This window comes from Delftia sp. S65, from assembly GCF_016516495.1.
GTDB lineage: Bacteria > Pseudomonadota > Gammaproteobacteria > Burkholderiales > Burkholderiaceae_C > Comamonas > Comamonas acidovorans.
Genome location: NZ_JACVUR010000003.1, coordinates 232,652 through 245,027 on the forward strand (window position 1 = coordinate 232,652; position 12,376 = coordinate 245,027).

Genomic DNA, 12,376 nt, shown 5'->3' on the forward strand with positions numbered 1-12,376 from the left:
CACCGCTTTCAATGGTGCCCGAGTTGCCGCTGCGCACCAAAATCAAGGAGCTCGTTTCAGTGAATCAACCAACCCATCCACGCATTGCGGTGCTGGGGCCCGGGGCAATCGGGACAACGGTTGCTGCTGCGCTGCATGAAGTCGGTCGCACGCCGTTGCTGTGCGGTCGTACGCCGCGCGACAGCCTGACGCTGCACGGCAGCGGTCTTCGCATCGTGGTTCCCGGCCCGGTCAGAACGGATCCGGCCCAGGTCGAAGGTCCGGCGGACCTCGTTTTTCTCGCGGTCAAGGCGACTCAAACTGCTGCGGTTGCGCATTGGCTGGCGGCGTTGAGCGGTCCGCAAACCGTCGTGTGTGTCCTGCAAAACGGGGTTGAGCAGGTGGAGAGTGTCACCCCGCTGTGCCCGCAGGGGCGAATCGTACCCGCAGTCGTGTGGTTCCCTGCACAGGCGCAACCCGACGGGTCGGTGCTCTTGCGTAGCGACGCCCGGATCAGCCTGCCTGACGAGGCTGCGGCCCTCGTGGTCGCGCAGGCACTGCAAGGCACCCGATGCTCGGTAGACTTGGTTTCGAATTTCAAATCCCTGGCGTGGCAAAAGCTGCTGCAGAACGCAGCGGCCGGGCTCATGGCGCTCACGCATCGCCGCTCAGGCATGTTCGGCCGGCACGACATTTCGAAGCTCACTCTGGACTATTTGAGGGAGTGCCTGGCCGTGGCACGCGCCGAAGGTGCTGAACTGGGCGATGAGGTCCCGCAGGCGATCCTCGACAAGTTCCAGGCATTTCCGGCCGACCTGGGCACGTCCATACTGGCGGATCGCGAAGCAGGCCGGCCGCTCGAATGGGATATCCGCAACGGTGTCATCGCGCGCCGCGGCCGGGCGCGCGGAGTTCCGACACCGATTGGTGATGTCCTGGTGCCGCTTCTCGCCGCAGCGAGCGACGGCCCCGGCTGATCATTCGTGCCTTGACCACAAAGCCCGCCATCGCAAAAGCAAGGCTTCAGCCCATGAACCCCAGATCGATGGGATACGCCGAGCCGCCGAAGTTGCCGATGTGCGGCAGCACCCCCGCCAGCTCGGTATTCGCCACGCCGAACCAGCGCGCCAGGGTGGCGGCGTACTGGTCCACGGCGGTGCTGGGCAACAGGCGCCCCTGGCCGACATGCCACTGGTCTTCGCTGCCGCTGCCGTTGCCCACGCTGATGGGCGGTGGCGCGCCATAGAAGGACGCGCCACGCACCGCGCCGCCCACCACGAAGTGGTGGCTGCCCCAGCCATGGTCCGAGCCGTCGCCGTTGGAAGTCAGCGTGCGGCCGAAGTCCGACGCGGTGAAGGCCGTGACCTTGTCGGCCACGCCGAGTTCGGCCGTGGCGTTGTAGAAGGCCGTCATGGCACTGCTCACCTTGTCGAGCAGCTGCGGCTGGTTGGCGATCAGGTTGTCGTGCAGGTCGAACCCGCCCAGCGAGACGAAGAACACCTGCCGGCGCGTGCCCAGCGCGTTGCGTCCGGCGATGAGCCGGGCCACCACCTTGAGCTGGTCGGCCAGCGGGTTGCTGGCAGGGAAGGCGGTGGACAGGCTGCCGCTGGAGAGGGCCGAAGAGATCTGCCCCTCGGCACTGATGGAGCGCTGCGTGACGCGGGCGTACTCGGCCTCCATCGCGTGGCTGCCGGCCGTCTGCACCAGCTCGCTCAGCAGGCCGCGCACGGCGGTCGAACCATAGACGTTGGCGCCCTTGACGGCGTTGATGGGCACGGCGCCGCCCGGGCTGATCTGGTACTGCAGCGCCTGGTCGCCCGAGAGAAACACGGCGTTGCCCGTGGCCGAGATGCAGGTGAAGAGCGACGTGGCGTTGGACGACAGCGCCAGGTCGCCCAGGTTGCCGCCCCAGCCCACGGTGGAGCCTTCGGCGCCCTGCGACTGCCAGACCGACTGCTGGTCGTTGTGCGAGAAAAGCTTGGGCGGCAGCGGGTAGCTGCGCCGGTCGCCGGTGGCATATTGGGCCCGCGTGAGCGGCACCAGCAGCGGGCCGACGTTCAGCTGCACCGCCGCGCGGCCCGCGTTGAAGAGGCCGGCCAGGCCTGTCATGGACGGGTGCAGCGCGTACTGCATGCCACCGGCCAGCGCCGTGCGGGGCTGCAGCAGCGTATTGCCCAGCGCGGCGCGGGCCAGGGCAATGCCACCGGCCGTGCCGTCGCTGTTGCCGCCGCGGATGGTGGAGTACTGCCCGTAGCGGGTGCTGTCGTAGGGCACGACGGTGTTGGCGTAATCGCAGCCGCCGTAGAGGAAGACGCAGACCAGCGCCTTGTAGTCGTTCGCCTCGAAGGCGGCGGCCTCGCCCAGCGCGGCAAGATTCAGGGCGAAGGGCAGGGCGGTGCCGGCGGCGGCCAGTTGCGTGCTGCGGCGCAGGAATGCGCGGCGCGTGTGGTGGGCGGGGTCGATGAAATTCATGGCGATATCGCTTTGCTTTGCAGACGTTCGGTCACCTGTTCGGTCGCTTGTTCGGTCACTTCTGCACCAGATATTCGGGACTGGCCATCACCAGCAGCACGGCGGCTGCCACGCGGTTGAGCTGGGTGGCGGCGTTGCTGGTGGCTGTCACCGGCGTGGCATTGAGCGCTGCCACGATGCGCGCCTGCGTGGCGGCCGATACCTGCCCTGCCGACAGCAGCAGCGCCACCTTGCGCACCAGCGCGGCGGCGTCGGCCACCAGGGGCAGCAGGTTGGCGTAGCTGCAGGTGATGTCGAAGCCGTTGGCTGCGCTGCTGCCGCCCTGGGGCAGGTCAGGCGCGTTCACGTAGTAGCCGAAGCGGATCACGTTCTGCATGAAGTTCAGGTAGCCGCTCACGCTGGTCTCGGTGACGATCTGGAACTCCGGCGCCACCTGGCCCGTCGTGGCCAGGGGCGTGGAGGGCGGCACGTAGCCCGGGCGGAAGAAGTTGAACACCGAGCCCGAGCGCAGCGGGCTCTGGCCCAGGCGGGTGGCCGGGTCGCTCAGGTTGTCGATCTTCCAGGTGCCGCGTGCCGACCGCAGCCCGAAGGTGCGGCCCCACTGCACGAAGCGCACCATGGGCTCGCGCAGGCGGCCGTACTGGGGGCTGGCAAGCCCTGCCGCGCCGCGCGCCTCCGGGTCCAGCAGCACGGTGGCGATCACGGCGCGCAGGTCGCCCCGCGTGCCGCTGCCGTTGTCGGCGAAGGCGGCGGCCACGCGCCCCACATAGGCGGGGCTGGGGTTGCTGGTGACCAGGCGCTGGATCAGCTGGCGCCCGATGAAGGGCCCGACGTTGGGGTGGTTGAACAGCGTGTCCAGCGCCGCCTTCAGCGCCGCTGGCCCCGACGTGCCCGCAGCCACGGTGGTGCCCAGGAAAGTGGCGGCCAGCGTGGAATGGCGCGCTGCGTTGAAGGCCATGGGCAGCAGCGCCTGCTGCAGCCCCGTCACCGTGCTGCCGCTCAGGTTGGTGGGCTGGTTCTTGCTGGTGTCGTAGTCGTAGCCGGTGAAGACGCGCGCCAGATTGCTCACATCGGCTGCCGAATAGGTGTCGATGCGGTTGCCGCTGCCGTCGCGCTGCTCGGTGCCGTCGGGGTTGAGGCGGTAGAGGCCGATGGTGAACAGCTGCATCACCTCGCGGGCGTAGTTCTCGTCGGGCTGGCGGCCGCTGCGGGCGTCTTCCTTCTGGTTGCCGCGCGTGCTCAGGTAGATGCCCATGGCCGGGCTGAGCGTGACGGCCTCCAGCAGCGTGCGGAAGTTGCCGAAGGCGTGCTGGTTCAGCAGATCCCAGTAGCCGGAGGCCAGGAAGATGCTCCAGGGCTGCTCCAGCCCGGTGGTGGAGACCACCATGATCTCCGACAGCGCCAATGCCACACGCTTGCGCACGGCGTCGCGTTCCGTGAAAAGCTGGCTCCAGAGCATGAAGTCGGAGGGATACGAAACGTTGTCGTAGCGCGTGCCAGCCTCTGCCACGCCATAGCCGCGCTGCATCAGCCAGGCCGTGCCCGTGGTGTCCACGGGCAGCGCGAACTGCTCGGCCAGCCAGGGACCGTAGCCCTTGGCGCGCAGCGCTGCGATCTCCTCGTCGGTGGCCGAGAACTGCGCCTGCAGCAGGAAACGCGCGGCTTCCTCGTCGCTGGCGGGGGTGGCCGTGGTGCCCGTACCGGTACCGGTTCCGCCACCAGGGCCGGTGCCCGTGCCGCCGTTGCCTCCATTTCCGGTACCGGGTGCCGTATCGCCCCCACCGCCCCCGCAGGCCACCAGCAGCGCGGCCGCCAGGGAGGCGGCCATGGTGGGGGGCATCAAGGAACTCCTGGCTTCGTGGCCGAGGTGGCCGGGCTCTGCGCAGGCAGGCAAGGAGTTCGCGGGCGCGCGGTCGGGCGGCTGCAGCGTGGAGGCTGCAGCCTGTGATGTGGGGTGCATTGCGGGCTTTCAGGCGGCGGCCGGGGCGGGGTGACGGACTGCCCCGCTCTTCGGCGCGTGGCGCAGAGTGTTCCAAGGTTTTCGGATGTGAGCGGACACTTTGCAGTCCTAAAGCGTGTCAAGATGTTAGGCGTTGCAGGGGCGGCATGCAGAAACACGGCGTTGGGCCAAGACGCATGGGTCTCGCCCGGGGCCGTCGCCGGTTGACGCGTCTTTTGCCATCCATGGCTTCAACCTCCCGCTGGCCGTCCTCTCGCACATGCTGGCAATTGGCCAGCATGCCTCCTGTTCTTTTTCAGTGACCAGCGTGTGCGCTTCGGTCTTGGAATCGCCAACTTTAAAATGCCCCCCCATGACTCCTCCCTCGGCTTCCCCCAATTCCTTCGACAAACTTGCGCTTTCGCCTGCAACGCTCGCCAATCTTGAGCGGCTCGGCTACCTTGAAATGACGGCGATCCAGCTCGCCAGCCTGCCCCCTGCGCTTGAAGGCAAGGATGTGATCGCTCAGGCGAAGACCGGCAGCGGCAAGACCGCAGCCTTTGCACTGGCGCTGCTGGCGAAGCTGGATACGCGCAATTTCTCGGTGCAAGGCCTGGTGCTCTGCCCCACCCGCGAGCTGGCCGATCAGGTGACGACCGAGATTCGCCGCCTGGCGCGTGCGGAAGACAACGTCAAGGTGGTGACCCTGTCCGGCGGCGTTCCGCTGCGCGGCCAGAACGCGAGCCTGGAGAACGGCGCGCACGTGATCGTGGGCACGCCCGGCCGTGTGATCGATCACCTGGACCGGGGCAATCTGAACCTTGATTCACTGAATACCTTGGTGCTCGACGAAGCGGATCGCATGCTCGACATGGGTTTCGTCGATGACATCGCCAAAGTCGCCAAGCAGTGCCCCCCGCAGCGCCAGACCTTGCTGTTCTCCGCCACCTACCCCGAAGGCATCGCCAAGCTGGCCGCGCGCTTCATGCGTGACCCGGTCACGGTCAAGGTCGCCGCACAGCACAGCGGCGAGCAGATCGAGCAGCGCTGGTACGAGGTGGACAAGGAAGAACGCTTGCCATCGGTGGCTCGCCTGCTGGAGCATTTCCGGCCCGAGAGCACGCTGGCCTTCTGCAATACCAAGGCGCGCTGCCGGGCCCTTGCCGAGCTGCTGCAGGCCCAGGGCTACAGCGCGCTGGAGTTGCACGGCGATCTGGAGCAGCGTGATCGTGACCAGGTGCTGGTGCGCTTCGTGAACGGCAGTTGCTCCGTGCTGGTCGCCACCGATGTGGCGGCTCGCGGGCTCGATGTGACCAATCTGGGCGCCGTCATCAACGTGGACATCACGCCCGACCCTGAAGTGCATGTGCACCGCATCGGCCGCACAGGCCGCGCCGGCCAGAAAGGGCTGGCCCTGAGTCTCGCGACGATGGACGAAATGGGCGCGGTCGGAAACATCGAACAGATGCAGGGCAGCCCATCCGTCTGGTACCCGCTGGACGAACTGACGCCGGCTCCCGGCGGCCGGCTCCTGCCATCCAAGGCCACCATCCACATCAATGCCAGCCGCAAGGACAAGATCCGCCCGGGCGACGTGCTGGGCGCGCTCACCGCAGACCTGGGCTACACCCGCGAGCAAGTGGGCAAGATCGACATCAACGAGTTCGCAACCTATGTGGCCGTGGACCGCAAGATTGCCCATGACGTGGTTGCCCGGCTCAATAGCGGGAAGATCAAGGGGCGAACGGTGAAGGCGCGCTTGCTCAAGGATTGAGGGGTTTCAGGCGCATCAGTCGGCGTGCGAATGTATGCACTTGGCTGAACGCGCTTCGCCCCTTCAAGCGGCCCTGCCTAACCCGCAGGTCCCCTCATTACCTCCCGGGCCTGCACCGCCTCAACAGCCCCCTGCAGCGCCTCCCGCTGTGCAATCAGGAAGCTCAGCAACGCTTCAGTCCCGAGCGTGGTCTGCACGGCAGAAATCCCGCAGCCCAAGTCCACAAGCAGCGATATCTGCTGCATGCAATCCTGAACCACTTGCAGCTCTTCCTCGGCAATCGGGTAGTACATGCCTGTCCCTTTCAGCGATGAGTCAGCACGGCCTGCTGGTGTCTTGAGACAGGAATGAGAACTGGCGCGCCAGCATGCGCTGTGCGGGGGAGGGTGGTGTCGGTCAATGGCGGCTCCTGTGTATGGATGTTTCGCATGGCTGCATTGAAATGAAGCCATGTCCAGCGCAGCACTGGGAAAACTGAAAGCCGCACACCATCAAGAGGGGGCGGCTGCTGCGCCTGTGTCCGGGCCGCCAAGCCCGTGTCCGCTGAGGGACGGCGAAATGTTATCGCAAATACGTTGCCTACCCAGCCGGCAGCACCCCCCAATCCCAGCCCGTCCGGCCGATTTTTCCGAAGCCGGGGACAATACCGGGTTCGCGGGTTTTTCCGGCTTGACTTGGGTCAAGGCCGGAAATGCCCGCGCAAAGACGCTGCCCAGGTGCTGAGCCGGACGCAGAAAACCCAAGATCGGACGGCAGCAGGACTGCCGAGATGGCGCAGGTGCATGTGATGGAGAGGGATTGGTGGACAAAGGCCTGGTGCGGGGGCAGAGGCCGGCCCGTGAAGCGTGATGCCCGCCTGGTGGCCTGGTTGCTGGCGGTGGTGTTCGTGTCGGTTTCTGCGGCCACGGTCTGGCAATTGGTGGCGGCGCGCCAGCGCACGCTGGCCGAGGTCGATACCAGCAACCGCAACCTGGCCCAGACACTGAACACCTATGCCGAGGGCGTGATCACCCAAAGCTCCATGCTGCTGCTGGGCATTGCCGAGCGGCTGGAGGTGGATGGCACCAGCCCCGTGCTCCTGGAGCGGGTGCTGTATCTGGTCAACCGGCAAGAGCATCTGCTGAACCAGCTCAACGAGCTGCTGATCGTGGATGCGCAGGGCCATTGGCTGATGTCGTCCAAGGGGGCGTTCCCCGAAGGATCGGAAAGCTCCGGCCGGGACTACTTCACGCACCACCGTGACGACGCATCGTCAGGCATCTACATCGGGCCGCCGATCCGCAGCCGCTCCACGGGCGAATGGGTGATCACCATCAGCCGGCGCTATACGGACGCCGAGGGCCAGTTTGCAGGCGCGGTGGTGGTGGCGCTGGGTGTGGAGAATTTCCTGCGGCTGTTCGGCAAGATCGATATCGGCGAGAAGGGGGCCATTGCGCTGAGCACGCCGGGCGGGCAGTTGCTGGTGCGCCACCCGTTCCGCGAGCAGGACCTGGGGCGGGACTTCTCGCAGTCGCCCAATTTCCTGCGCCACTACGTGGGGGCGATGTCGGGCACGGCGTCGTTCCGCTCGGCCCTGGATGGCACGGAAAGAATCTATGCCTTCCTGCGCAGCGAGCGCTATCCGCTGGTGACCACGGTGGCCCTGGGCCGCGATGAGGCGTTGAGCTCCTGGCGGCGCCAGGCGCTGCTGACGCTGGCCGTGGTGCTGGGGCTGTTTCTGGCGATTGCGTTGATCGGCTGGCGCCTGACGGCCGCGATGCGGCTGCGTTCGCGCGCCGAATGCTCCCTGGTCAGCGCGCGCGAGGAATTGCTGGACGCCAATCGCCGGCTGGAAGTGCTGGCCGCCCAGGACCAGTTGACGGGCCTGGCCAACCGCCGCCGCTTTGACGAGGTGCTGGAGCGCGAGGCCCGTCGCGCTGCGCGCGAGGGCACGCCGCTGTCGCTGCTGCTGATCGACCTGGACTACTTCAAGGGCTACAACGATGCCTACGGCCATGTGGCGGGCGATGCCTGCCTGCAGGCCGTGTGCAGCGCGCTGGCCCAGGCGGTGCAGCGGCCCGGCGACATGGCAGCGCGCTATGGCGGGGAGGAGCTGGCCGTGGTGCTGCCCAATACCGACAAGGCCGGCGCGCAGCAGGTGGCCGAGCGGCTGCGCGCGCGCATCGAGGGCCTGGCTCTGGAGCACCGCATCAGCCGCTTTGGCCATGTGACGGCCAGCATTGGCGTGGCCACGACGCAGGGCGATGAGGCTGGCGTGACCCAAGGCGCTACACAAAGCGCGACCCAAGGCGCGACACCAGGCTCCACCCAAGGTGCCGCCGTGGCGCTGGTGGAAGCGGCCGACCGTGCGCTGTACCGCGCCAAGGCCGCAGGTCGCAACTGCGTGCAGGGCTGAACTGGGTTGGGTCTGCGCGCGCTCAGTCCGTGGGCGAGCGGTGGGCCACCACCTGCTGCTTGAGGTCGCCCAGCGCCTGGTACAGGTCGTTGCGGCTGGCCTGCGGCATGTCGCCGAACATGCCCATGACCCAGGATTCATGCGCCTTGGCCATGCGCGCAAAGGTCTTGCGGCCCAGCGGGGTGAGGTGCAGCACGGAACTGCGCCGGTCGGACTCCACCTTGGTGCGCACCACCAGGCCCTCTTTCTCCAACTGGTCGGTGATGCCGGTGATGTTGCCGTTGGTCACCATCATGTGGCGCGACAGCTCGCCCATCTTCATGCCCTCGGGCGCGCGCTGCAGCTGGGCCATGAGGTCGAAGCGGGGCAGGGTGGTGTCGAATTCGCTGCGCAGGCGGTTGCGGATCTCGCCTTCGATGAGGTTGCAGCAGGTGAGCATGCGCAGCCACAGGCGCAGCGCATGGTGGTCGTCGGGCGCGGCGCGCGACTCCAGGTCGGGAGCGTGGGTCATGGCTGGTTCTGCGGTGTGGGGGCGCTCAAGCCCATCTGCGCGAGGATGGCGCGCGTCAGCGGGCTGGCCGGGTCGTTCAGGGTGAGCACGATGTCGAAATGGTTGGTGCCGGGCATGGCCACGTACTGGCCTGACGATGGACCGGGGCCACGGCGCTGGTTCCAGGCGGCCAGGTAGTCGTCGCTCTGGCGCTTGAATTCATCGGTCTCGCTCTCGCCGTAGCTGACGATGAGCGGGCAGGCCGCGCCGTGCGGCAGGAGGGCGGGGCTGGTGCGAATGGCGTCCTGCTCGCTCAGGCGCATCCATTCGTTGATGTGGGTGTGCACCAGCGGGCGCAGGTCGAACAGGCCCGACAGCGGTGCGGCGCCGCGCACCACGTCCTCGGGCACGCCGTAGTCCGCATGCCAGCCGTCGGCCAGCAGCATGCCCGCCAGGTGGCCGCCGGCCGAGCTGCCGCAGACATGGATGCGGCCCGGGTCGCCGCCGTAGCGGGCGATGTGGGCATGCACCCAGGCCAGGGCGCGGCGTGTCTGGTCCACGATGCGATCCAGCGTGGCGGCGGGCGCCAGCGAGTAGTTCAGGGCCACCACCACGGCGCCGGCGCGCGTGAAGGTGGGAGCCATGCTGCTGGAGTCGTCCTTGGACAGCAGCCGCCAGTAGCCGCCGTGGATGAAGAAGAGAACAGGGGCGCCTGCCGCCCCGGTTGCTGCCGGGAAAATGTCCAGCAGCTCGTCGGCATGCTCGCCATAGGCCACGTTCAGCGCGCAGGGCAGGCTCTGGCGCGCGGCCCGGCTGTCGTCGGCATAGGCCTTGATGATGGGGGTGATGTCGGGTACCGTCGCGCGGGCGTTGTACTGGACATCGAGTCCGGCGCGGTCGTAGTGACGGTAGAGTGCGGGCATTGGAACGGAGATGGCGCGAAATGGTTTGTATGGCAGGTATTGGTACAAGTCCCAGACTTGTTCTGCAAAATACTTTAAACCTAAACTAAGGCCCGCGCCAACCGTTCCAGCCCTTACAGAGTTTCCCGTCCAGCGTGACGGAAGACTGCCTCACCACCGATTGCCATCCGCGCGGCCCGCGCAAGGAGCACAGCAGCATGCGTTTCCTCACCCCCTTCCTGGCCGCAGCGGCCCTGGCCCCTGCCTTTGTTCCCGCGCTCGCGCAGGCGGACACCATCAAGGTCGGTATCGCCAACGATATTTCCGGGCCGTTTGCCGCGCTGGGCGCCGAGGCGCGTGACGGCTTCAACCTCGCCATCAAGCAGCTGGGCGGCAAGCTGGGCGGCCAGCCGGCCGAGTTCCTGCAGACCGACATGGGCGGCAACCCCGACCAGGCGCGCCAGCTGGTCACGCGCTACATACAGCGCGACAAGGTGGATTTCTTCACCGGCCCCATTGGCTCCAACGTGGCCCTGGCCGTGGGCCCGGCGCTGTTCGGTGCCAAGGTGCCCTACCTGTCCAACAACCCCGGCCCCAGCCAGTTCGCGGGCGCGCAGTGCAATGCGTTCTGGTTCGGCACGTCCTACCAGAACGATGCCTTCCACGAGGCAGCCGGCAAGCTGGCCGCCGACCGTGGCTTCAAGAAGATGTTCATCATGGCGCCCGACTATCCGGCGGGCAAGGATGCGCTGGTCGGCTTCAAGCGCGGCTACAAGACCGCGCCCGGCGAGGAGGTCTACACCAAGCTGGGCCAGATCGACTACGCGGCCGAGCTGGCCCAGATCCGCGCGGCCAAGCCCGATGCGGTCTACATCTTCCTGCCGGGCGGCATGGGCATCAACTTCGTCAAGCAGTTCGTGTCCACGGGGCTGTCGCAAAGCGTCAAGCTGATCGGCCCGGGCTTCTCGGCCGACGAGGACGTGATCCAGGCCGTGGGCGAGCCCATGCTGGGCATGGTCAATACCGCGCAGTGGGCGCATGACCTGGACGTGCCGCAGAACAAGGCCTTCGTCGAGGCCTTCCGCAAGGAGTACAAGGGCCGCAACCCCTCGGTCTACGCGGCCCAGGCCTATGACGTGATCATGGCCATGGATGCGGCGGTCAAGCAATCCGGCGGCAAGGCCTCGGACCGCCAGGCCATTGTCAAGGCGCTGGAGAAGGCCGACTACGCCTCGGTGCGCGGCCCCTTCACGTACGGCAAGAACCACTATCCCATCCAGGCCTATTACCAGCGCGTGATCGAGAAGGACGGCAGCGGCCGCATCACCAACAAGCTGGTGGGCAAGGTGTTCGACAAGTACCAGGACGTCTACGTCAACGACTGCAAGATGTGACCCCGCCGCCGCGCCCCCGTCGGGCGCGGCGTGCCTTGATCTTGATTTTCAAAGCCGGATGATTTGTTGACCGCGCGCGGGCCACTGCGCCTGCGGCAGGGGGCGTGTGGATGACGTGGACGCTGCTCTTGGAGCAATTGCTGAATGGCCTGCAGTTCGGGCTGATGCTGTTTCTGATCGCGGCCGGGCTGACCCTGGTGTTCGGCATCATGGACATCATGAACCTGGCCCATGGCTCGCTGTACATGGCGGGCGCCTATGTGGCGGCCGAGACCATGCAGCGCACGGGCTCGTTCACCGCGGCCGTGCTGGTGGCAGCCGTGGCCACGGGCGTGGCGGGTGTGGTGCTGGAGCTGGTGCTGATACGCCGCCTTGCCGTGCGCGACCATCTGGCCCAGGTGCTGGGCAGCTATGCCGTCATCCTCATTGCCAATGACCTGGTCAAGATGGTCTGGGGCCCGGCGCCGGTGATGCTCAACATGCCGGCCGCGCTGTCCGGCCCGGTGCAGTTGCTGCCCGATCTGATGTACCCGGCCTACCGGCTGATGATCATCGTCTTCGGCCTGGCCGCCGCGTTGGGCCTGTACTGGTTCGTGACGCGCACGCGCGCCGGCGTGCTGGTGCGGGCAGGGGCCTCCAACCGCCAGATGGCCACGCTGATGGGCGTGCGCGTGCCGCTGCTGTTCCTGGGCGTGTTCACGCTGGGCGCCATGCTGGCGGCGGTGGCGGGCGCGCTGCTGGGGCCCATCACTTCGGTGCAGGTCGGCATGGGGGAAGAGATCCTCATCCTGGTGCTGGTGTGCATCGTCATCGGCGGCATAGGCTCCATACGTGGGGCCCTGGTGGGCGCCTTGCTGGTGGGCATGGTGGATACGGCGGGGCGGGCCTTTCTGCCCATGCTGCTGCGCCAGGTGTTCTCCCCGGCCGTGGCGTCCAGCGTGGGGCCCACGCTGGCGGCGATTTCCATCTATGTGCTGATGGCGGTGGTGCTGGTGTACCGGCCTTCCGGCCTTTTCCCCGCGCGAGGCTGA

10 protein-coding genes are annotated in these 12,376 nt (G+C 67.1%); 5 read left to right on the top strand and 5 right to left on the bottom strand.

Annotated elements, in window-relative coordinates; translation table 11 throughout:
- The first annotated feature begins 11 nt into the window (after positions 1-11).
- On the top strand, positions 12-956 hold the full coding sequence (locus IAE24_RS04635; RefSeq protein WP_233626111.1) for an oxidoreductase: 945 nt from the start codon (positions 12-14) through the stop codon (positions 954-956).
- 46 nt (positions 957-1,002) lie between these two features.
- Here the strand turns inward: IAE24_RS04635 and IAE24_RS04640 are convergent, their stop codons facing one another.
- Both IAE24_RS04640 and IAE24_RS04645 read right to left on the bottom strand, forming a co-directional pair.
- Positions 1,003-2,451 (bottom strand): DUF1501 domain-containing protein, encoded by a 1,449-nt coding sequence (locus IAE24_RS04640; RefSeq protein ID WP_199959612.1) that lies wholly within the window; start codon positions 2,449-2,451, stop codon positions 1,003-1,005.
- A 55-nt stretch (positions 2,452-2,506) separates the two neighbouring features.
- Positions 2,507-4,411 (bottom strand): DUF1800 domain-containing protein, encoded by a 1,905-nt coding sequence (locus IAE24_RS04645; protein ID WP_199959611.1) that lies wholly within the window; start codon positions 4,409-4,411, stop codon positions 2,507-2,509.
- 352 nt (positions 4,412-4,763) lie between these two features.
- Between IAE24_RS04645 and dbpA the strand changes: the two genes are divergently transcribed.
- Positions 4,764-6,164 (top strand): ATP-dependent RNA helicase DbpA, encoded by a 1,401-nt coding sequence (gene dbpA / locus IAE24_RS04650; RefSeq protein ID WP_034395575.1) that lies wholly within the window; start codon positions 4,764-4,766, stop codon positions 6,162-6,164.
- 77 nt (positions 6,165-6,241) lie between these two features.
- Here the strand turns inward: dbpA and IAE24_RS04655 are convergent, their stop codons facing one another.
- Positions 6,242-6,457 carry a hypothetical protein gene (locus IAE24_RS04655; protein ID WP_199959608.1) on the bottom strand — a complete coding sequence of 72 codons (216 nt, stop codon included), beginning with the start codon at positions 6,455-6,457 and terminating at the stop codon, positions 6,242-6,244.
- A gap of 476 nt (positions 6,458-6,933) precedes the next feature.
- Here IAE24_RS04655 and IAE24_RS04660 point away from each other — a divergent pair, with 476 nt between their 5' ends.
- Positions 6,934-8,559, top strand: a complete 1,626-nt coding sequence (locus IAE24_RS04660) for a GGDEF domain-containing protein (protein ID WP_199959606.1) — start codon at positions 6,934-6,936, stop codon at positions 8,557-8,559.
- Between the two features lie 22 nt (positions 8,560-8,581).
- On the opposite strand, the gene IAE24_RS04665 is transcribed toward IAE24_RS04660, so the two are convergent.
- On the bottom strand, positions 8,582-9,070 hold the full coding sequence (locus IAE24_RS04665; RefSeq protein ID WP_012206289.1) for a MarR family winged helix-turn-helix transcriptional regulator: 489 nt from the start codon (positions 9,068-9,070) through the stop codon (positions 8,582-8,584).
- A complete protein-coding gene (locus IAE24_RS04670; protein WP_199959604.1) occupies positions 9,067-9,972 on the bottom strand; it encodes an alpha/beta hydrolase in 906 nt (301 codons plus the stop codon). The genes IAE24_RS04665 and IAE24_RS04670 overlap by 4 nt, the downstream gene beginning before the upstream one ends.
- Before the next feature lie 197 nt (positions 9,973-10,169).
- Here IAE24_RS04670 and IAE24_RS04675 point away from each other — a divergent pair, with 197 nt between their 5' ends.
- Both IAE24_RS04675 and IAE24_RS04680 read left to right on the top strand, forming a co-directional pair.
- Positions 10,170-11,345 carry an ABC transporter substrate-binding protein gene (locus tag IAE24_RS04675; RefSeq protein WP_199137355.1) on the top strand — a complete coding sequence of 392 codons (1,176 nt, stop codon included), beginning with the start codon at positions 10,170-10,172 and terminating at the stop codon, positions 11,343-11,345.
- Between the two features lie 110 nt (positions 11,346-11,455).
- Positions 11,456-12,376 (top strand): branched-chain amino acid ABC transporter permease, encoded by a 921-nt coding sequence (locus IAE24_RS04680; RefSeq protein ID WP_013801787.1) that lies wholly within the window; start codon positions 11,456-11,458, stop codon positions 12,374-12,376.